This window comes from Ruminococcus sp. AM31-15AC, from assembly GCF_003462045.1.
Classification (GTDB): Bacteria; Bacillota; Clostridia; order Oscillospirales; family Ruminococcaceae; genus Hominimerdicola; species Hominimerdicola aceti.
Window position 1 is genome coordinate 117,146 of the sequence record NZ_QTYG01000001.1, and the last position, 22,309, is coordinate 139,454.

The following is a 22,309-nucleotide window of genomic DNA, read 5'->3' on the forward strand; positions in this document are numbered from 1 at the left end:
TTATTAGTTTATAAAGCCTGTTTCTATTTTGGCGTTGGTGTAAACAACATAGTCGCTTGCGGTAGTTCCATTAACAACTGAGTTGTTGTCATTAAGCAATACTGCGGTAAGCTCAACTCTATAGTTTGCATAGGTAAGTCCCTGCTCCTCAAAAGCCTTGCCTGTTTTTACTGTAAATTTCGTAACGGCTGTGTTTTGTTCTTCGCCATTATAGTCAGTGGTAAAAACGCACTCCTTGCCATTCAGACCGCTGTTTGATGTGGCGTTTTCCAAAGTAAAGCTACTGAGATATTTGCTAATATCGTTTGTCTGCTTATAATCGCCGCTATTGTCCTTAACATACAACCTCATTGTATACTGTATTTTTTTGCCACTGTCCCTTGTTGACCGACTCAAAGCAGACAGATCATAGATAGCATTTGCTGTTATTGCCATTTCTTCTGTAGTCATATCTTTGGCATTGATACCAAGCTGCGAAAATGGTGAATCCTTCGACTCAAGAACCGTTGACTCTGCAACGTTATAGTTTAGCTGTGCCACCGTCATTGCCTTTCTATAGTAGCGTCTGGCAGGCATATCTCCACTTTTAGAGATAGAGCTGTTCTCAATATTGTTCTGGCTATATGCAACATATGACGACGCATTTACGCCAATACCGGTTTTGGTATCCCCGTCCTTACGCTCAGGAAACTGATCTATGATCCCTGCAGTACCATAAGTTAAGCTGATATCAGCCTTGACAGTTATAGAGCCATTTGTGTCACTATTGATATAATCGTAGACCGAATCGGGATACATCAGCATATAGCTGTCTTTAGCTTCTGAAAGTGTCTCAGTCTTGCTTATTTTTGCGTTTGATAACTCTGTGTCTGAACTGTTTAAAATGCTGTAATCAACATTCACCGAAGTTCCTGCAATGATCTTTGCATTAGCTGCCGCATCGTTTTCATCAAAGTTCTTCATAGAGAATTTAAACGCCTGATACATATTGAAATCGTCACTCTTATAGCCATTAAATGTATCTCTAAGGCTCTGATCAATGCTTATCTTTGACGTCATTGTGGCACGGACAAAATTATTTGACGCTGTTATCTCCTCTGGGTCATGAGCCGTCACACTTACTAGCTGTGTAAAAAAGTTTGCAATAACATATGCGCCAGTGTCATTATTTGTCACTTGGACAAGGTTTGTAGGAATATTGCCATTGAGTTTTCTTGGCCGATTGCCGCTATAATAATTCACAAAGTTCTTGATGACTTTTTTTGAGCTTCCCGTTTCCGGAATATTGATAGTGAGATAATAGTTCTCGCTTATTATCATTTCGTCATTAGCATTTTTCGGTGTATCACTGTTCGCTGTAACAATTATCTTATAAGTGCCTGTTTCACCCTCGCCGGCAGGTCTATAACACTTGCCGTCGCTTGTTTTCACGGTAGCTGCAGCTTCATCCGCTTCAACAAGAGTTCCGTCAGATGATTCTGCGGCTGTTACCGACGCATATCTTAACAGAACATCATTCATTGTGACCGGTTTAAAGCCACTTATGTTTGTCAAGTCAAGCTCACCAGTTGTTTTATTAAACTTAGCATCACTTGCGGTAGAATGATAAGTCTTATCATTGTTATTTGCATCAACAAGAGTTAGCTTTGTATCATCGGTAAGCACACCACTGTCAGTGGCATTATCACCAATAAGATAAAGCTTTTTATCAAAGCTCCAAAGCAGGCTGTCACCGTTATTGAGCATTTTTTCCCATTCGTTAGCGGATTTGTAATAGGAATACTTAAAATAAGTAGTAACAGGTGCGTCAAAGCTCTCAAAAGCAAGCTTTGTTTTATCCGTATAATGAGAATGGTTATAGTCTGTGCCTGAGATAACGTAAGACTGGAAGCTGAAATCAAGCACCTTTCTTACAAAAACAGGAATATGAAGTCTAAGAGCAGTTTTGCCGCTTCCCGTTGGGTCGGTATAATCGAGAGTAATGACAGTAAATCTGTTTGTGCCGTCATTGTCATACTGACCGTCTGTGACCTTGAAATATCCTGTCTTGCTGTTAAACGTAAGAGTGCTTTTGTCTGATTTTTTCAAAACATCGTTATCATACACATAAGTCGCTGTGCTTACATTCATAAGATCTGTTGTTTTCAGCTTATTTGAACTGCTGTCGCAAACATCACAATTTGTCAGAACTGATATATACTTTGCGAGCATTTGTGTGATATTCAACGATGAGTTATCATCAATAAGCAGAACAGGAAGATCATTCAGCTCCTGAACATCAAGCTCGGAAGCTTGCTTGAATGTTGTAAGCTTTGAATTACCCAGATCCTCTGCATATGTCTTTATGGTACTGTTTATGCCATAGGATTTTGTCTTTGTGCCATTCGTATAGGAAGCAGCGTCACTAATGATAGTCTGCATATTTCCGCCAACAAAATCACCTGCGAAAGTCTTACCGCCGACAGTAACGCTTGGGTTTATATTGACATAAGGTGAATAGATATCAACGTGTGTCCTGCTTCCCTCGCCGATATTTTGAGTATTATTCTGATCGCCGTTGTAGTCAGAGTGAACTGCGGTGAAGCTGGCAGGTATCTGTGAAGCATTATACTGTATATCAGGTAAACAATCCGTGTTATTTACTGATACTCCGATAAATTTAGATGATAGATTTTTATCATAGTTCCAACCTATCAAGTTAGAAACAGATACGCTATTGTTGCCTCTTACATAGCCTAATTTATTTATGAGAATATCATAAGCATATGTGTTTCCACGGTCATTATGACCGATCACACCACCTGCACCTGCACCATTGGACTTATCTTCTGCTGACAGAGTAACATTGTTGACTTCACTATCAGTTATCTTCAGATCACCATTAGCTTTTATACCAACATAACCTCCGATACCTGCATCACCAGTTTTAGCAGCTGGTATACCTATCGTTGCATTTTTTACAGCAGACTTTGATATGTTCACAGCCTCATTCTGTGTGCCGACCATTCCGCCTGAGCTTGCATAACCATAAACACCGCAAGCTGATGTTTCGGACGTTCCACCATAATAACAGTTCTCATTGACAGACAACTGTTTTTTGTTTATTCCAACGAATCCGCCGGCATTACTTCCATAAACATCGACGCTGACGCTTGTGTTTTTTATTGTGCATACTTCGTTGGACAATCCTATAAGACCGCCCTCGTTCATTGTCTGGGTAGCAAGGGGTTTATTGTCTTTTTTTGAGCCGATAAAGCTGTCTGTATTATAAGGTATAAGCCGGACATTGCTTATTGTCGTTTTGATATTTGCAGAGCCTACGATCCCGCCTACGCCAAACCAAGTACCTGTGCCTTTATCAAGATTAGCAAATTCAACTTTATTAATTGTTATCTTGGAATCCCTAACATTAAATTCGCTGCCTTTCTGAGAATTTCCCACAAGACCGCCTGTTTCAAATCCGCCATACACATATATGCCGCTGTTTTCAGACTTAACGCCACTTATATTGATATTATTTGTTGACTTTCCTATAAGTCCTCCCACAGTATATGCGCCAGATACCTCAAGATCGTTCAAGGTTATTCCGCTAAACTTGCAAGAACTCTGTACTCCGCCAACAATACCACCTGTAGAAAGGTCTTCATTAACATACGATTTTCCGTCGTTGTTATACGTCTTAACGCTGATCTTGCCGGAAAGCTTAAGACTATCCACAGTTAGAGCATACGTTGAACAGTTTATCAGCCCAACTCCTTTCACTTTGTCGAATGCGGTACGATATTTATAATTATCCACATTTTCAAACTCAACAGTGTTAGCGTTACCGCCCTTGTTATCTGTTATTTTCACAGCATAGGCTTTTATATCTGTATCGAGCTTTATAGTCTGATCATTTCCCTGGATAGCTGTCAAAGACAAAGTATATCCACAGTCAATGCCGCCCAGGTTACTATCTGCTGCATCAAACAACTGATTTATTCCACGAAAACCTGTGTCGGTGAGGTCATAGGTTTCATTTCCTGTGAGCTTAACAGTAAATTTCTTACTTTGATCGTGTGCCCATTTTGCTTCATAAAGATTTCCACTTGGCTTTGTATATTTTTTTAGCATTACAGAATTTTTCTTTTCATATTCCCTGCTTGTAGCCTTTTCAAGTCTTTGATAATCTGAGATCGCAGTTTTGTAATCTTTATCATCAGAAGTCAATGTAGCTGTACCAACTTTTGAATAGTCTGCATTTCGAGTAAAAGTATAATGACCATAGCCGCAAGTGTTTTTATATTTATCTGTATATCCCATACCGGACTGTGATATGACAGACAGCATAAACAATGCCTGTGCATTAGGCACTTCAATAGTATTTGTCGTGCCGGCAATAACATTTAATTTCTCAGCATCATTAAGCTCGCTCTTGAACTGCGTGATGAGATAGTTTTTCCTGCCATTGTCAAGGTTAGTTGACTTACCGAACTTTGTTCCCTCTTCGATAGCAAAGCCGTTTACAACTCTGCCTATATATGGATTGATAAAAAGATTGGTATATACGTCTTCACCCACTGCCACAGTTTTGCTGATTGTAAGCGCACTATCTTTGGCAACGTTGCCCATATTTCTGAAAATAACACCGCCGTAAACTATGGCACCAACATATCCGCCTGCAGTAATGAGATGTTGTTTGCTGTTATCGTTATTTGCAAATGTTATATTAGGATTTGTTACCTTGACATTATCAATGATATTATCTCCACCGAACACAACGCCAATAACACCGCCGAAATACTCCGTCTTTCCGGTACTATAGTTTAATTTATTATTATTGTTTTTTGAAAGCGTTACTTCTTTGGTATATTCTATATTGATATCTTTTACAACACTTCCGCTGCTGAACCTAATGAGCGGGCTTGCAGATTTATTGGTTATAGTTGGATATGTTCCGTCGGATCTCTGCTGTCCAACAATAACGCCTCTGAAAACGTAACTGTTTGATGTTCCGCCAAGACCTGCAAAAGAACTGCCGAGAACTATATCATCATCTATCTTGTAATAAGCTTCGCAAAGATATTTGATAAGGTTATCTTTTGAAACTGAAACTTTTTTCGTTCCGCTTACAAAATTGCCTGCACCATCATAAGTATAGGTTTCATGCTTGGTGCCTTTGCAAAAAGCACTATTAGCATCAACAGTCGCCTTATCAGCAGAAGCGTTTGCATTATAGTTTACTTCCCAGCCATTTGTAGGTGCGGCTGTACTGATAACTCGTGCGACCTCGGCAAGAGTAGAAGCGTCAAGGATATATGGATCAGAGTATGTTCCGCAGCCCTCGTCCAGATATGGTCGCTCAAGGTTTACGTCTATCTCATCATAGTTTTTGGTCTTATCATACGATTTAGCAACATATGGCTTGTATTCAGTAAAGCTATATTCCTCTTTTGCGTTATTTTTGTCAGGGGAAGTATACCTGTCATCTCTACTCCAATCGCCATGATACTTATTCTGCCTGCTCACATCATCTACACGATTCTTTATGGTGTCAGACACTTCTTTTCCGTAGGTTACATTATGCTTTTCTTCTGTACCCCAATCGTCATCCCATTTATAGTTGTATATTGCAGAAGAGCCTGCGCCGTCAGAATGCTGAAAGCTTTCAAGCAAAGTAGCATTTTTGAAAATTGAATTTTCATTACTTGCGTCAAGCTTGATATTTGAGAAAGTCAGAGATATATTTTGACCATTTTCGCTTCCTACATTGCCTATAAGGCTTGTTGCGGCGTATTTCTGACCGCCTTTGCAATATTGTTCAGCGGTCGTACTGTGTTTTTTCTGTGACACATTTTGTATAGTGATCTCTGTCATGTTGCCTATCTTATTTATAAGCAAAGGAGCATAGTCGCTTATATTTTCACCGTCATTCACATACAGATCATCAAGAACGATACTGCCGGTAATTTTGACAGATTTCTTTGTAGTATTGGTGTCGTCAGCAACCGAGCCGCAAACCAATGCACCTGAACCACCATTCACCTTACCGATATTTCCCTTAAAGGTCAGTTTACCACTTATTGTAACAGCTCCATTTTCATTTCTGAAAAGTCCAGATTGCATCATGTAATGTTGCGTACGAGAATCATCGTTTTTACTAGGATTAACACTATCATTACCATTCGTATGACGAGGATGGTTATTATTTAACACTTTTTCAGACATATTAAAGCCTTTATTGTCAAAAATAATAGTTGAACTTGAACTAATAGTTAGGTTATTCGTATCAACAGGATAATAAGAATATCTACGCAAATCTATTGTTTCATCTTTAGGGAAACCAGGGTCTTTATCACAAATATATTTTTTTATGTTTGACGCCGCAAAAACTCTTGCACTCCATACAGTAGCTTTAGCTCCGCCTGTGGAGGCTTTACCATTTTTATATACATCAAGGTTATAATAATATCTTGCGCAAGGATTATCTTTCCATTTCGCACCATTATTTTTTGTTTGATTTTGATAGGTATTGCAGTGTTCACCGTCCATATAGAGCAAACGTTCATTTTTATCATTAACAGCAGGAATTGAAATTATGGCTTGACGATTGCAAACAGGACTATTTGAAGCATAAATACTACAACGAGCTATCTCATCAAAATACAAATATTTTTTACTTATATTTATCTTAGTATTTGATGAGATCTCATATCCATTAGGATCAGTGAGTTCAAAATAAGTTGCATTAAGGGCACATGTACCATAATATGAACCTGATCCATCAGAATAATTAAATGTATATGGATCATAATTTCTTCCCAATAATGTCGAGGCGAGCATGCCGAAATTTTTACAGTTGTTTGCTGTTACTGTCACACTGTCAAAGCTAACCTTTTTTATGCTCCAATAACCTGTTGTGGAAAGTACAAGACCGCCTATCTCATTACTATCAGATGTTATAGTAGAATTAGATACAATTATTTTATCCAGCGTTACTTCAACATTATACCAGTTGTGACCAATAAACCCACCGCTTGTGCTTCCGCTGATTTTAGTGGAAGTTTTTATATTAAGAGTATTTACACTAACACTTTGTATTTTCACAATATTAGGAGATGATGATATAGTCGAACCTATCTCGGCAATAAGTCCACCAACCCTGGCATTAGCACTGCCTGTTATAGGACCTGTGTGTTTGTCAGTTATATTTCCGCCAACAGTGACATTATCAAATTTAATACCAGTTGTAGGCTTTGATTTAACAGCTCCTACCATTCCGATAACTCCGCCAAGACAAGTACAATCTACCTTTGTTGTGCTATTATCGTATGTAAGATTTGCTGTTACAGCAGAATTAGTGAATGAAACTTCGCTTGTGGCGTCAGCAACATATCCAACCAGACCTCCGACAAAATTCGTATACGCACCACTTGGGGCTGCGGTCACATTGGCGGTCACGCTGTCAATAGTCAAAGCTCCGCTGTTGTATGCAGATACAGAACCAATATAACAAGCGTCACCGTCCGAAGCATTATCGCCAACAATATTGAAAATTGAAACAAGCTTTATATTGCTTATTTTTGCACCGCTTGTCTTCGCAAAAAGTCCGTTATGAGTATGGAAAACTATCTTAGCGTCTTTGCCTACGCTCATAGTAATTTTATGACTATTGCCATTCAGAATGCCTGTGAAAGTATTCTCACCATTATCACGCATAAAGCCTGTTAGACCTGTGTCGCTTATATCAACATCTGCACTAAGAGTAAAATTCGCCTTAAGTATTGCTGTTTTATCTATAGAATTTTCGCTATACTTAACAAAATCATTGCTATCATGCTGCATTATCAAAGCCGCACGGGCAAAATCTGCTCTATTGCTTATGGTTATACTATTATTGGTAAATCCATTTATTGTAACAGTATGCCCTGATTCATCAAAAGACAGAACACCGTCAGCACTCTCTGGCAGATCGGAATCATTAAGCCGAAGCACTCCGCCCCAATCCATATCGTCTATGACTATTGAAGATGTCCTTGTAAATGACCAGCCGCTTAAGCTATAGATCAAAGCATTGCCTCTATTTCCTACTATCTGACATCCGTTTTTGTTAGGGTCTTTAGGATAAAAGCCTGAAAGGTCTGTTTCACCGCCAAGCCTTACAACGCCATTTTTATTAAATTTGCCAACAATGCCACCTACGCTCTGGTTTGCAGAAACATCAGCTGCCGTAACTGTGACTTTGCCGCCAACATCAATAAAAGCCTGATCTGCATAGCCCACAAGTCCGCCATAATTATTTTGTGATGATGTGGAATTATTAATGCTTATAGTGGTATTCCTGACGCTTACATAAGCCTTGCTGTCATCACCTATCTTACCAATAAGGCCGCCAAAATCAAGGGCATTGCATGAGCCAGTCACATTTACAATGATATCACTAAGTGCAAGTTCAGATTTAAGAGAATTGGCAGAATATCTTCCGACAATACCACCATAAAAGCCTGCCCTGACAGTACCCTTGAAGTTTGAAGTAATAGTATCATTAGCAGTGCCAGTGATACTAATTTTGCACTATCTGTGCTGTTTGTCAGCACTCCGAAAACAGAACCAACAGCCGCACTGTCAGCGGTATCTCCTGATGAACAAGCAAGTGTCATTTTCATGCCACTGAATTTTGAAATATCAAATGTCTTTTCGTCGGCTTTACTGTATGTATAAGAGCCGAAAAGACCGCCCACAGTTACAGAGCCTGTAACGCTTCCGGTCATGGTAATGGTGACACCTTCGCCAACATTTATTTCTGCATTCTCTGCACTACCCACAAGTCCGCCTGCATTGTTTGCGGATACATTTACGTCTGTCAAGGCGTTGCACTTGTCGATGTTCAGTGTCGCACCAGCACTCATTTTTCCAACAAATGCACCTGCGTTCGACTTGCCTGAAACGTCAAGCAAACCGCTTGACAGGCTTACAGCAAGACTTGTGTTTTCGTCCATAGTGCCACAAGCAAGGCCTGCATTATCCCCGCCTGATACTTCCACCTTGACATTATTACTTAGAGCGATATCCAGATCGACCGTTGCTCCATTTTTCATATTGCCTATAACAGACGTGAAGGATTTATAAATTGTAGCACCTGAATCATCTATAGGATCAGCTTTTATTTTCCACTTATTAGCTGAAGCCACATCACCGTGTATAACATTCTCAGCAAGCAAAGCTGAATTTTTTTCTTCCGGTCTAGCAAAAATAATAGTATCTAAATTTGCACTGTCACTAAGATATTCAAACAGAGCAAAATTAATAGGAAGATTAATAGCTGAACCCTCATTTGCTTTGACTGTTCCCATGAAAGGATATTCTTCATTGCCAAGTCCTTTTTCTATTCCTGTAAAATCAGAAGCCTTAAACTGAGATTGGTTGTTTGAAAACAATATTGTGATTTTCTGATAAACAGCAGGATCTGCATTAAGAAGCTTTTTAAAATCGTCTGCATTCTGTATGGTATAAACGCCGCTTTTGATATCATTAGAAATGTCAGTATATGTATCTTCCGCCATAGCTGAAAGCGCATTGGTGACAGTTGATACCATTTTGGACACAACACCTGAAATGTCTGCAAGAGGCATACTTGTAACAAGCAATACGGCAGCGGTAACTAAAGAAATAACATTCTTGCGATACTTGCTATAAAGCTTGTGGCATATTCTATTAATTTTCTGATTTCTATTAGCTTTCACTTTCAACTGCCTCCGTGCAAAGTTAATATTCTTATCTATACGTTTAGTTCAACAAGGATATATTGCACCTTTGTACCTATCTTTTCGTCTGCGTCATTATACATTGAGCTTAATGACGATAACTGTGCTGTGCTGTATTTATCACCATTAAGTATTTTCTCAATAACTGTTTTATTTTGTTCTTTATCGGCATCACCTGACAAGAACAAGCTTATATTACCATTTATATATTTTGCAAAATTCAAACGCTCTTCACTGTTATCACCAAACAGCACGTTTTTCTCTGTCAGATTTTCATCTGTGCTTTTCATTAGTATCTGACCAAGCGTGTTCGGCCATACCCAATATACGTTCACTTCCTGCGGAACGTCTACTTTACAATCTTTAAACGTCCTTGTGAATGTTTCATCATGAAGAAAATCGGAATATGTGTGATTGTTCTCATCATATTTCTCAAAAAACATGATATGTCCATTCATAAATCTAGTTACTTCTTCTTCAGTAACCTTTTCATAAGAAACAGCGTCTTCGTTTTTATTCTCTGCATACCCCGTGATACTCAACTTGAACTGTATCTCCATTTCCCCCGACTGGTTCGGGACAACATAAAAAGTAGCTTTCCATGACTACCAGGATTAATACCATTCGTCATACCGCTTTCTTCATCAAGAAGCCAGTAGATCTTGTTGTTCTCGTCAGAAGTGATGTTGCTCCCATCAGACACCTTAGAGTAGTCATTGCTGTCAAGTATCTCAGCTTTAAGCACATTGGCACTGCTACTGTTTTCAGTTCAAATGGCGAATCTACGCTTTTCATTCCAAATGAATCAAGATCAAGGGCTTTATCAATAGTAAACCAAGCCAAGCTGACCGCAATAAGTATAAATGCCAGCACTGCAACTGGTATTATTTTTATAATAAGCAGTTTGCGTTTCTTCTTTTCTTCCTCGCTGTCTGCTTTCTCTATCACTTTATGCTCAGCCACTTTGGCGACCTCCATTATTTCATCGAGTCAAGCTCTTTCTGCAATTCTATCATGTGGTTTCTGCAAGCGGTTATCTCGCCTGTGTATTTGTTGAACCACTCAACGTCCATTTCGTTAGGCTCTTCCTGCAAAAGAATTGCCTGAACAAGTGCTGATTGTGAACGTGATCTCTTACGCTCTATCTCCTCGATAGTAAGTCTGCATTTCTTTATTTCTCTTTTAAGCTGCCCTTTACTGCTCACGTTATTGTCCTCCTTGCATTAATTTCCCATTTTATCAACCGAATCAACTATCTCGTTGACTTCCCTATAGCCTTTGTCAAGATTTTCGGTGATATTGTCAAGTGCTTTTTTTACGTTCTCAAGCTTGCCCTGCATTTGTTCGGGATACTTCACAAAGCAGTAATGAAGCTCATTTATAGCCTTCTGCTCCTCCGTATAATCGTCGATAAGAAACACCAGCGACCTTGCCGCACCCATATCCGAAAGTATCATGTTATATCTCGTTGGAAGATCCTTGCCGCTTTCAAGATAAGTGTCTATCTCCTCAGAGGCGGCAGACAGATTTTCCATATACTTAGCAATGTAAGTCTTTCTGACTTCCTCGGACTTGTCCATATAAAGCCCGATAAAAACGAACAGCCCTGCAAGTGCCGCAATACAAATAACCATAGCCGTTATCATTTTAGCCTTCATTATCTTTTCCTGATTCAAAGCTGTTCGCCTCCTTTTTCTCGTTTCCCTGCATTTTCAGCCGCTGAACTTCCTTTTCAACAGCCTCACGCATAAGCTTTTCCTTTTCTTCCTCAGCCGCTTTCAAAGCTTCCTCACGGGAATATATTTTTATCTCAGCGATAGTTTTTACCTCATACACCGCCATGCACACCGTCGGCAGTATCACCAACAGCATAAGCAACTTTTTTCCCGATGCAAAAGACCCAAGCCACTTGAAAAATCTGAGTTTTCCGTAGTATTTTCCAATAATGCTGACTTTTTGCACCGTCACGCTGTCCTCTATTTTGTTAGCATCGCCTTTAGTAACAAAAGTGCCGTCGCTCAAAACCTCAGATATCCTGTGAGTATTTATCTCGCCTTTAATACTATCATCTTGAGAGTAGAACGAAATGATATCCCCTGCCTTTAAGCTGTCAGTATCCGTTCTTTTGATGTAAATATAGTCACCCTCATGTATAGACGGCTCCATACTTCCGCTCATGACCTTTAGTACGCTGTAACCAAAAATGCTTGCTGTTTTGCCGATACAGCCGCAGACCATTATGTACACCGTCACACTCAGCAGTGCCGCAAACACGGCAGAGCCAAGTATTGTCAAAGCTATTTTTACTATCCTCAACGCCTTGCCGATGATACCGACTCTCCCTCCGTGTTATTGTTTGCTATATTTCTCTTTCAAATGCCTTGCCATTCTGCCAACTGCTGAAACATGATACTCCTTATAGAGACGTTTCATTTCAGTGTCGATAGCCTTCTACTCCTCAGCGGTGCGCTGTGGCGGAATATATGGTCTTGGCGGTCTGTTCTTTCGCTCAAGACGTTTTCTCTTTTTAAACTGCCTGTTTTTTATACGCCTCTTTACATCATATTTCAGATACGGAGCATATTTTTCATAGATAATCTCGATTTCACGCTCTGCACGTTTTCTCTCTGTCTCAGCCTGCTCTTTTTCCTTCTTGTCTTTGAGCATTCTGATATAGTCTGGATTATCTGTCACAACAGGTATGATCCCAAATGCGTGAGCAAGAACATATGTTATGCCACGTTTTGCCATGTAATATGGATTTTTGGAATATTCTTTAAATATCTCATTGATATTTTTATTTTCAAAGCTTTCACGTTCAGCTTTAAGACGCTCAGCACGTTCACGCTCACGACGTTCCTGCTCACGCTGCTGTTGTGCTTCTTTCGCCTTTTTTGCAGCGATCTCAGGGGACTCATACTCTGACACAAAGCTTGCAGACACGGCTTCTTCATTCGTGCTGATCTGCTGATCCATAGCAGATCCAAGGCTGCTGCGGACGAGCTTTTTCTCCTCTCGGATCCTAGCTCTTTCCTCACGGACACGCTGCTCCTCTTCACGGCGCTGGCGCTCTTCCATTTGCCTTTTGCGTCTTGCGATATGCTTGATCTCTTCCTCTTTTTCACGGCGTTCACGTTCCTCACGCTCCGCCTTTTCTCTTGCAGCCTGCTCCGCCTGCTGTTTTTGGATAAGCTCCAATCTTCTGCGTTCAGCTTCCTCATGCTCCAGCCTTATGCGCTCTTCTTCCTCACGCCGCTGACACTCAAGTTCCTCCTGCTCGGCACGCTTTCTTTCAGCTTCTGCAGCCGCAAGCTCCTCAGCCCTCTTACGGTCTTCCTCGTCTTTGAGAAACTGCTTTTCTATCTCAACTATACGGTCAAGCTCTGCCGTAAGGTTCCTGCCTCTTCGGCAGTCATACCCATATCTGTCTTACTTGCACTACTTTCTTCACCCTCACCAACTATGACATCATATTTATCAGACGTCTGCTTATCAAAACGCCTGACAACCTTTGGTGCGAGGGTCTTGCTCTTTATGGTTTTAAGCTCCTCCGACTTGTCTGCCCCATGGGTATATGAGCGGAAAAGCATATAGTTCATTGCGGTCAGACCATATATATCCTCGATATAAGAATCATCAGGTCTTTGCGCAGTATCAGAAACGTTGACCTCGTAGCCTGCCTTATCGTAGCTTTCGATAAACTGCCAAAGGGTAAGACACGCCATAAGGTCCACATTTTTAGTGATAGCGTTTGTTCTCATAACAGGCGGTCTGATAAAAGCGTTGCCAAGAGTGGTACAAAGCACTGAGCCTTTATAGCCCTCGATAGCCTTTTTGACCCTTTCAAGCCTTGCCCAAACGTCAGTATCCTTGCTGCCGCCGGCAAGACTGTCAACAGTTTCTATCTTAAAACTAATATTGACCTTTCTGCCGTCGCCGCTGTCAGCCACGGTATCGTAATTAAAAGAATAAGCCTCCTGCGCCTCTGCGGTCTGGACAAGCTTATTGTATCTTATATTTATAAAAATGTATAGCCTGTCGATAAGGGTATTTACAAATCTATTTTCATATGTATCGAGAGTTTCTTCCTTATGAATGTTGAGTATCTTTGACGGAGTTATCTTTCCTGTCTTTTTGTCGATATCCTGAATAAGATCGGTGTGCTGTCCCAGATGTTTTATGGACTCTACCGTTATCTTCCTTGACATAGCGATAGGCACGATCTCTTCCACTTCTTTAATGGTGTTTCTTGGATTTCTTATTACCGTATCAAGATGCGGCAGAGCTTTTTCTATCTCTGTGAGCCAGGACGAATCTATATTCTTCTCGATTATCTTACGATTAAAAGATACAGTTTTTTCGCCCGAAAGAAGCAAGGTACGGGCTGCCGCAAAGCTGTTATTGCCGTCAAACGTCTTTACAGCTTTGTCAAAAGCTGCACGCTGTTCGTTGTATTCGCTCATGCCCGTCCCTCCTCTCAAAGTTTATGAGTACAAATTTTAGTACAGTTTTTGCAATCTTTCAAGATATGCTATAGATTCTTTCATAGTGTTTCTGCCAAAAAGCTTCAGCATATAGGTGCAAAGCTCTTTCAACTCGTCCCTGAGCATTGCAAGGTTCAAGGACTCAAATTTTCTGAATATCTTTGTGGCAAGCACATAGTCAATGCCGTCAAGCTCCTCTCCGCCGCAGGCAACATATACAGGCACGAACAGGTTCATCTGTTTAAGTATACGGTTACCGAAAGCCACTCTCAGCTTTTCAATTACCCACAGGTCAAGCTGCTGGATCTTTTTCAGACTGTCCTGTGAAACAGGATACATTTGAAAAGCTTCCTTGAAGAGTGTATCAAGATGTTCAAAGCTTAAATTCATAGGCGGCGTGTCAGGTGCGTCAAAGGCAACTCCCTTTGCGTCAAGATTGATAGGCTGAGCACGGTCGTATACCTTATCTGAGATAGTGAACGTGGAATCATCGTTGTTGGCAGTACCGATATACCAAATGTTCTGCGGAATACGCAGTTTGCCCTTATCAAGGCGAACAGGGTCGGTACTCCACACGTTCGGAACAAGATCAAGCTCCCACTCGGCAGGGTCAGGCATTTCGAGGATAGAGAGCATTTCTGCAAAGTAATACTCTACTCTCGCAATGTTCATCTCGTCGAGAAGTATGAAGTTTACATCGTCATTGTATTCAGAAGAATAAATTCTTTTGAGGACTTCTGTTTCATTAAAGTTCTTCGTGAACTCGTTGAAGTAGCCAAAAAGCTCAGTTCTGTCACGCCATGACGGCTGAACAGAAGCAATAGTGGTATCTTTCTGCAAGAACTTACCGAATGAATATGGCAATGATGTTTTACCTGTACCAGAGATACCTTGCAGGATAATAAGCTTTGTTGAAGCCATGCCTGCAATGAAAAGTCGGATAGTTTTTATGTCATAATAAAGGTGCATTCTTGAGCAGGCAAAGTTTCTGTACGCTTCGCAGATACCGCTAAGGGTGATGTCATTATTGTAAGCAGGCGGCTCGTATGTCTTGTAGAAATTGTCCACCTCGATAAGCTTTGAAAAACGGCAATCTGCTGTCTGAACAACGCCGTCCACAGTGGTTTGAACTTCGCCCTGTGCAGGCATCTGCTCGCCCTCTGCAAGCTTTGTTTCACCCTCTGCAAGAGCGGTGTTATCATATACGCCAAGCTGAGCCACCTTCATTGCCATGATCTCATCTTTTTCCTTGGTCATTTTGACCACCTGACGCTGCAGGTCAGATATCTCTTCGATAAGATCCTCGTTGCTGACGATAGAGTGTCTGAATCTTATGTACTTTCTCACAGCAAGCACTATCATAAAAATAATAAGCACAAAGATAGCCACAACAACGATAATTGCAAGCACAGAAAGTATCCAGCCCAGCGCGCCAAAATCTGCCGAGTAGGTCTTGAATATCCTTATGTAGTTTTTTATATTGAAGATCTGTTTTATGCCGTTCCACAGACCCTTGAAGATCTGTCCAAAGCCAGCAAGCATTGACGACATGAAAACAAAAAACCATTTCAGAAATCCATTCATAATGTATCACCCAAGCAGCAGTTATTTGTCATTTTTCTCCTGCTGTGCATTTTCCTCTTCCTTTTCCTTCTGCTGTGCAAGGTATTCCTCAACTGCACGTCTTTTTATTTCTTCCTCATCGCTCTCTGTGATAGCAGGACGCTTTACCTCGATTATGGTTGCGATAAGCTTATAAAGCTCAAAGAGGAAAAACAGTGCTATCGGCAAAAGTATGCAAATGAAAAATCCCGTTTTTGTTCTGAGAAAATCCATTACCTTGCCGAAACCGCCTATTTTTGCACCGTTCCACTGACCGATTATATCACCTGCATAAACAGTGTATGTATCATCTGCGTTATTAGCGTCGCCTCGTGTGATAAAGCCTACAGAGCCGTTATCATTGAGTACCTCTGCGATACGGTGGGTATTCTTCTCTTTTTTGCCCTCTATAAGAGTCCAGAAAGTGATAACGTCGCCTTTTTTCAGAGAATTGATATCGTCTATTTCCTTTGAGATAATAAGGTCGCCTTTTTTGAAAGTTGGCTTCATTGAGTCAGATTCAACTGTGAGCGGGACATATCCCAGCAGACTTGCCGTACCATTATTCTTATCAGACGAGAACACTAGAATTGTTATAAGCAGTGCAAAGATAAGCACCACCCATGCGATAACATTAAAAACGATCTTCAAAGCTTTTTTCATAATTCAAAACCTCGGAAACCCGAGGCTTCCTCCCTTCTAATTTTTTAAGTTGTTTCAACGATCTTGAAATTCATACCAAGCTTCATTGTGCCACCGATTATTTTGTCAACACAATCAGGGTCATTTCCCTCAAGCCATATAACTACTGTATACTTGTCTTTCTCACCAGGACCAAGCTTTTCACGTCGGTCCTTCATTACCTCAGTAGAGGAGGCGAACTCCTTGTCGCAGTCGCTTTCCTTACCGCTGCCGTCAGACTTTGTTTTACCATAAACAGTTTTCTCGCCATTCACGAAAAGCTCCACTCTGATAGCTTCATCAACACCGTTCGTGACGTTCTCGATAGTCATTTCGCTGTCATAGCTAAGTGTGTCTTTACCGGAATTTATGAGATAGAAAGTATAAGCTATATACCCCTCGCCATTATGGCTGCCGTTTATCTTGTCGATATTATCAGGGAGATCTTCGCCACTGATATTTGTCATATCATAGAGGATATCCGCATTGAGCCTTGAATTGCTCGTGGTATAGTCAGGAGTTTCCGAAAGAGTAAGACCCTGATCTATCATATCATACTTACTTATCTTAACTGTAAAGCTACCATACTTGTCGTAAAAATAAGACACCGCATAAGCCGCCGCCACGATAGCGATAAGTATAATGGCAAGTATTTTAAGCAATCTCATCAATACCACATAGCGTTTAGCTTCCTTGGCGGTCCTGCGAAGTGCAAGGGTATCGACTACTCTTGTATTTTTATCTGTATTTTTACCGTCCAAAACCGTATCACCCGTTTATTACTCATTTCTATTGCGAACGTATCTTTCCGCAATATATTTTCCTGCATTTTCTCCCGAATAGTAAAGGCACTGCATACCGCTGAGCTGTTTCACCTGCTTATCATCAGTAATGCCGTCAGCTATGACCTCAGCATTAAGGTCAAAAACGAAATTCAGCAGAGAGTTCACGCAGGTATCATACCTATCGCTCTTACCAAGAACCTGAGCCACTGAGCCGTCAAGCATGATATTATCTACCTTGAACTCGGCTGTTTTCAGCATTTTAAAACCCTCAGTGCCGAAGCCCGTGAGAAGAAAATGAAAGCCCTGTCTTCTCATAAGAGCCACGTTATCTGCCGCTGTGCTGTCAGCTTCATCAAGCACATCAGGCGACAACTCGAAGCAGACACGCTCATACTTCACGCCGAACTTATCGCAATAATCTGCCGCAATTCTCGGAGCTTCCGTCTGCCTTAAAAATCTTGCAGGCATGAACACGCTTGCCCAATCAACGTCCACTTCCCTTTCGTGAAACTTGCCCAAAGCCTGCAAGAGCTGAACGAAAGCAAGCTTGAAAATGCTAACACATCGGTCGGAAAGCTGAGCCACAGGGAGATAATCCGCAGGCATGAGCGTTCCCATAACAGGAGAATTGAGCCTTGTTTGCGACTGCAAAAAAGTGACCCTGCCGCTGTCGGTATTTTTTATAGGTCTATAGAAAAGCTCCACAGCACGAACGCCGTCAACTGTTGAAATACCGTTCAAAGCAAGTCACTTCCTTTCCTGTTCCAATGTTTTATTATAGCATATTTTCGACAAAAAGTAAAGAAAAGTCGGGAGATTTCCCCAAATATGGAAAATTATTTTTTGTGCCCATTTACCAAAAAACGCCGAATTTCTTCGGCGTCTTTTTTGTTTTATTAATTAAGATTATTCTGTTACGTCTTTACCTGTGAACTTGAGAGAAATATTCCAATCCTGTGCAGCAGTAGCGTCATTACAGAACTTGCTTTCACCCTCAAGCCATACTCTGACAACAAATGACTGTACTGAATAGCTATCATCTCCAGCCGCATCAAGTGTAAATATTTCAGCAGTATCATCGTGGTTTTCATCACCTGTAACAACAGACACAGTATTAGCAGAAATCGAATCAAGCAACTCACTGTACGTAGTTTCAGTTGTTTTTGCTTTGCTTATACCCTCATTGGCACCGTCTTTCTGTGAATAGCTATCAAATGTCAAGCCATAAACATTAAGATTTGTCGTTGATGAAGTATAAGCATCAGCCTTTGTAATCTTTAAAGTATTTGTATTAGCTGTTGTTGTGATATTTGCTTTTCCAATCGGTATAACAGAAACTCTTACTGCCTTTTTAAGCTCTGTACCATCATTAACCTTTACAGACTCATCATTTGAAGCATCAACTATATCAACCTCGCAAGAAACCTTTGTTTTGTCTTTTTTTGATGTTCTAATCCACATAGGAATATCAAGATAACGACCGTTCTTTGGAGTAGCAGCAGTCACAAGAGTTGTGTTTGTCCCAGTAGCATCATAACTTTCTTTAACGCTCAAACCAACCTCGTCAGTTGTTGCGGTTGCCTTTACATCTGTACCATTCTGAACTACTTTACCACCGGCGATAATACCATTATCATCAGCATAGAACAAGTTATTACCATTAACTGAAGAAGCAGGCTGAAGCTTACCAATATTTCCATAGTATTCACCAAGCTTAACTGTACTTTTCCAAGAAACATCATCCATGCTAGGTTCTTTAATACTACCAAGTGTGCCACTGCCGATTTCACCAAGTGAAATTTCAATTCCACCGCCTGCGGTAGCAGCCATTTCGAGACCTGTTACTTCAGCATCTCTGCTCATTGTAAACCAAGCGTAAGTAGCAGTAGAAAGCATTACAGCGGAAGTTGTGAGCATTGCAACTGCAGGTATAAGTTTCTTCTTAGCAGAAGTATTCTTCTTTTCATTAGTTTTCATATCTCTTCGTCCTTTTCATAATAATTTGTCGGTTTATACTGTCCGATACAGAGGGCGCTCGTTATAGCCGATTTGCAGTAACATGACCGCCAAGCACCTTTTGTTTATGTCAATCTTATACTAAATTCGACCCACTTTGTCAATAAGCTACCAGCTTAGTATACATTATATTTATTTTAATACTTATTAACATATCAGACGCATTTTGCTATTTTTCGACATGATCATACTATGTAATAACAGCAGAAAGCACGGAATAACGTCATTTGTTATTCCGTGCTTTTTAAACCGATTATTCAATAAATTTTTTTTGTTAAACTTCAAACGTTTATGTACATATTAAGTTTATATATGTACATAAAAGTTACCATGCGTGAAATTTACAAAATATTTATATTCATTCTGCGCTGTCGAGCATTTTAACAGCCTTCATCATGATAGCACATTCAAGACGCTTCTTCTGTATCTGACATGACAGCTTATGCGCATTGTGGATATCACCTGCGTAAATGTAGTTGTTTGCATTGCAACCGCCACTGCAATAGAACTTTGCCCAGCACTTTTTGCACTCTGGCTTGTTGTAAACGTGTGCGTGAGCAAACATATCTTTCATTTCCTCGTTAAATGTGCCGTCATAGAGATTGCCCATTTTGAACTCGGTGATACCAACGAACTGATGACATGGGTAAATATCGCCGTCAGGAGTAACAGAAACATACTCGTTTCCGCTTCCACAGCCCCTAAGTCTCTTTATCGCACAAGGACCCTGATCGAGGTCTATCATAAAATGGAAGAAGTTTATGAACTTGCCCTCGTCCCTTATCTTCTGTATCTTCTCGGAAAGTATCTCATACTCCTTGAAAATCCTCGGCAGGTCAGCCTCAGTGATAGCATAAGGCTCGCTAGGGTCAGCCATAACAGGCTCAACGGATATCTGGTCGAATCCAAGGTCATAAAGGTGCATTACATCATTTGAGAAGTCAAGATTATACTTTGTGTAAGTGCCTCTTACATACCAGTCCTTGTTCTTAGGACGCTTCTCAACAAGCTTCTTGAAGTTAGGGATAATCCTGTCATAGCTTCCTGAGCCGTCAACACGCACTCTCATTCTGTCGTTGACTTCTTTTCTTCCGTCGATAGACAGAACAACGTTGTACATTTCCTTGTTGATGAAGTCTATCATCTCGTCAGTGAGGTGTACGCCGTTTGTGGTAACAGTAAATCTGAACTTTTTATTGTGAGGCTCCTCCTGTGAACGTGCATACTCAACAAGCTTTTCTACCGTACCGAAATTCAGTGACGGCTCACCGCCGAAGAAGTCCACCTCAAGAAATTTTCTGTCACCTGAACGCTCTATAAGAAAATCTATAGCACGCTTGCCTGTTTCATAGTCCATAAGCATTCTGCCCTGACCGAAATCGCCTGTTGAAGCAAAGCAATATTTACATCTCAGGTTACAGTCATGAGCAATATGCAGACACATTGCCTTGATAGGTGAAGCCACAGCAGACAGGGCATACTTCTCGTAATCGTCCTCGCTGAACAATATCTTGTCATTATAAAGAGAAACTATCTCCTCATAGCAATCCTCGATATCCTTGCTGTCATACATCTTTGACAGCTTTCTTACAACGTCCTCAGGACATTTCTCCGTAAAAGGCGGCTCAACATTGTCTAACAGATCATATGTCAGATCGTCTATAATATGTACTCCGCCACTGTTCACGTCAAGCAGTGCATTAAAGCCGCCAAGCTTAAACTTGTGTATCATTTAAAAATCACCTTTCGCTTTTATATTCATATACAAATTTATACAAAAATAAAGGGACATAAAAATGTCCCTTTAGCAAGGCGTGTGTACGCTCGCACGCCTCAGAAAGATCGGAATATTAAGCTTCTCTCTCGCACTTCTGGTTAGCAACTGTGCAGGAGGTCTTGCAAGCTGACTGACATGATGCCTGACACTTGCCGCAGCCACCCTTAGCAGCAGTCTTCTTGAGATTAGCCTTATTGATCGTCTTGATATGTTTCATAGGATTTTACCTCCAATAATTGATTTACACTAATTATACCACATATCCCACTATGTTTTATGAACGAATAGTTAATGCAGTATAAATATTTATCCTTATCAAAAACGGCTGCTTTTAGAATTTACCCCTACAACTCCGCCTACGCCTGCACACACAAGGGTAAGCACAAGCTTTGCAGGCACGGAAAAGCTTTCGGCAGCTTTTGAAAACAGTGCGCTGAGTATAACAATGATAAGAAAAATGAACACTCCGCACAGCACACCTGACAGCAGACCGTTTCTGCGTTGCCTTTTTCCGCAGACATATCCCCCTGCATACGCCCCGATACCAAGTGCCGCTGTTGACATCACCGACAGCATAAGATCAGTGGCATCTATCTTAGTGATAACATACGCAAAAGCAAGCACAGCAACAAATATCGCACCGCACCCCACGCAGGCAGACAACGCTGTAGATGACAGCACAGAAAGCTTTCTGCCCCCAAAAAGCCTGTTATTTTTCATATCCGCACCCCCACACTGAATATCCTAAAGAAATTATATTCAAAGCCATGGACAATAAGAACACAAAAAGGGACGGATAAAACTACCCGTCCCTCAAAAGCAATATTTACTTTGCGTCACCGTCATGAATTGTTTCGTTCTTAGCGATAGCCCACTTTTTAACACGGATCTTGCTTCTGTCGCCGCCTGTTTCGATAACAACAGTGTCGTCCTTGATAGAGAACACGATACCAACGATCCCGCCGTTTGTAACGACCTCGTCACCTATCTCAAGGTTATCTCTCATCTCAGCGTCTTTCTTATCCTGCTTTTTCTGCGGACGGATAATAAAGAAATAGAAGAACACGATTATGAGTACCAGTGGGATAAAAGTCATGGCAAGTGATGCAGGTGAACTCTGCTCAGCTGCCAAAACTGAAATAATTGCTGACAAATTCATCAAAAGACCTCCAAATCTAATAATACTATATTAGTATATCAGATATTTGCACAAACTTCAAG

General features: G+C 40.8%; 18 protein-coding genes. All 18 read right to left on the reverse strand.

Annotated features, from left to right (window positions below; translation table 11 throughout):
* Window positions 1–3 precede the first annotated feature (3 nt).
* The 18 genes from DW793_RS00575 to yajC all read right to left on the reverse strand — a co-directional run bounded on the left by DW793_RS00575 (window position 4) and on the right by yajC (window position 22,247).
* Entirely contained in the window at window positions 4–8,403 is an 8,400-nt protein-coding gene (locus DW793_RS00575) for a hypothetical protein (protein ID WP_118156764.1), read from the reverse strand.
* A gap of 2 nt (window positions 8,404–8,405) precedes the next feature.
* Entirely contained in the window at window positions 8,406–9,722 is a 1,317-nt protein-coding gene (locus DW793_RS00580; protein ID WP_118156765.1) for a hypothetical protein, read from the reverse strand.
* 35 nt (window positions 9,723–9,757) lie between these two features.
* Window positions 9,758–10,303, reverse strand: coding sequence for a hypothetical protein (locus DW793_RS00585; protein WP_118156766.1), 546 nt, complete (start codon window positions 10,301–10,303; stop codon window positions 9,758–9,760).
* A 67-nt stretch (window positions 10,304–10,370) separates the two neighbouring features.
* Window positions 10,371–10,706 carry a hypothetical protein gene (locus DW793_RS00590; RefSeq protein ID WP_118156767.1) on the reverse strand — a complete coding sequence of 112 codons (336 nt, stop codon included), beginning with the start codon at window positions 10,704–10,706 and terminating at the stop codon, window positions 10,371–10,373.
* Between the two features lie 14 nt (window positions 10,707–10,720).
* Window positions 10,721–10,948 (reverse strand): hypothetical protein, encoded by a 228-nt coding sequence (locus DW793_RS00595; RefSeq protein ID WP_022286677.1) that lies wholly within the window; start codon window positions 10,946–10,948, stop codon window positions 10,721–10,723.
* An 18-nt stretch (window positions 10,949–10,966) separates the two neighbouring features.
* Window positions 10,967–11,419, reverse strand: a complete 453-nt coding sequence (locus tag DW793_RS00600; protein WP_118156768.1) for a hypothetical protein — start codon at window positions 11,417–11,419, stop codon at window positions 10,967–10,969.
* Complete coding sequence (locus tag DW793_RS00605; RefSeq protein ID WP_147342135.1) at window positions 11,391–12,038, reverse strand: signal peptidase I; 648 nt, start codon at window positions 12,036–12,038, stop codon at window positions 11,391–11,393. Before DW793_RS00605 ends, DW793_RS00600 begins: the two co-directional genes overlap by 29 nt.
* A 156-nt stretch (window positions 12,039–12,194) precedes the next feature.
* Complete coding sequence (locus tag DW793_RS00610) at window positions 12,195–12,941, reverse strand: hypothetical protein (RefSeq protein ID WP_118156770.1); 747 nt, start codon at window positions 12,939–12,941, stop codon at window positions 12,195–12,197.
* A gap of 170 nt (window positions 12,942–13,111) precedes the next feature.
* Window positions 13,112–14,206 (reverse strand): DUF2357 domain-containing protein, encoded by a 1,095-nt coding sequence (locus DW793_RS00615; protein WP_118156771.1) that lies wholly within the window; start codon window positions 14,204–14,206, stop codon window positions 13,112–13,114.
* A gap of 36 nt (window positions 14,207–14,242) precedes the next feature.
* Window positions 14,243–15,811, reverse strand: a complete 1,569-nt coding sequence (locus DW793_RS00620) for a hypothetical protein (protein WP_118156772.1) — start codon at window positions 15,809–15,811, stop codon at window positions 14,243–14,245.
* A gap of 21 nt (window positions 15,812–15,832) precedes the next feature.
* Window positions 15,833–16,492: a signal peptidase I gene (locus DW793_RS00625; protein ID WP_118156773.1), complete on the reverse strand. Its 660-nt coding sequence runs from the start codon at window positions 16,490–16,492 to the stop codon at window positions 15,833–15,835.
* A 44-nt stretch (window positions 16,493–16,536) separates the two neighbouring features.
* Complete coding sequence (locus DW793_RS00630; RefSeq protein WP_118123995.1) at window positions 16,537–17,271, reverse strand: hypothetical protein; 735 nt, start codon at window positions 17,269–17,271, stop codon at window positions 16,537–16,539.
* A gap of 18 nt (window positions 17,272–17,289) precedes the next feature.
* Complete coding sequence (locus DW793_RS00635) at window positions 17,290–18,036, reverse strand: EAL domain-containing protein (RefSeq protein ID WP_117876172.1); 747 nt, start codon at window positions 18,034–18,036, stop codon at window positions 17,290–17,292.
* 165 nt (window positions 18,037–18,201) lie between these two features.
* Complete coding sequence (locus DW793_RS00640; RefSeq protein WP_117876173.1) at window positions 18,202–19,272, reverse strand: hypothetical protein; 1,071 nt, start codon at window positions 19,270–19,272, stop codon at window positions 18,202–18,204.
* Between the two features lie 397 nt (window positions 19,273–19,669).
* The gene (scfB, locus tag DW793_RS00645) at window positions 19,670–21,043 is read right to left on the reverse strand and encodes a thioether cross-link-forming SCIFF peptide maturase (protein WP_117897577.1); all 1,374 of its coding nucleotides are present in this window, start codon (window positions 21,041–21,043) and stop codon (window positions 19,670–19,672) included.
* A gap of 118 nt (window positions 21,044–21,161) precedes the next feature.
* Window positions 21,162–21,305 carry a six-cysteine ranthipeptide SCIFF gene (gene scfA, locus DW793_RS00650; protein WP_013498654.1) on the reverse strand — a complete coding sequence of 48 codons (144 nt, stop codon included), beginning with the start codon at window positions 21,303–21,305 and terminating at the stop codon, window positions 21,162–21,164.
* A 98-nt stretch (window positions 21,306–21,403) separates the two neighbouring features.
* A complete protein-coding gene (locus tag DW793_RS00655) occupies window positions 21,404–21,808 on the reverse strand; it encodes a TIGR04086 family membrane protein (RefSeq protein WP_038671615.1) in 405 nt (134 codons plus the stop codon).
* A 106-nt stretch (window positions 21,809–21,914) separates the two neighbouring features.
* A complete protein-coding gene (gene yajC, locus DW793_RS00660; RefSeq protein ID WP_022287272.1) occupies window positions 21,915–22,247 on the reverse strand; it encodes a preprotein translocase subunit YajC in 333 nt (110 codons plus the stop codon).
* Between the last annotated feature and the right edge of the window lie 62 nt (window positions 22,248–22,309).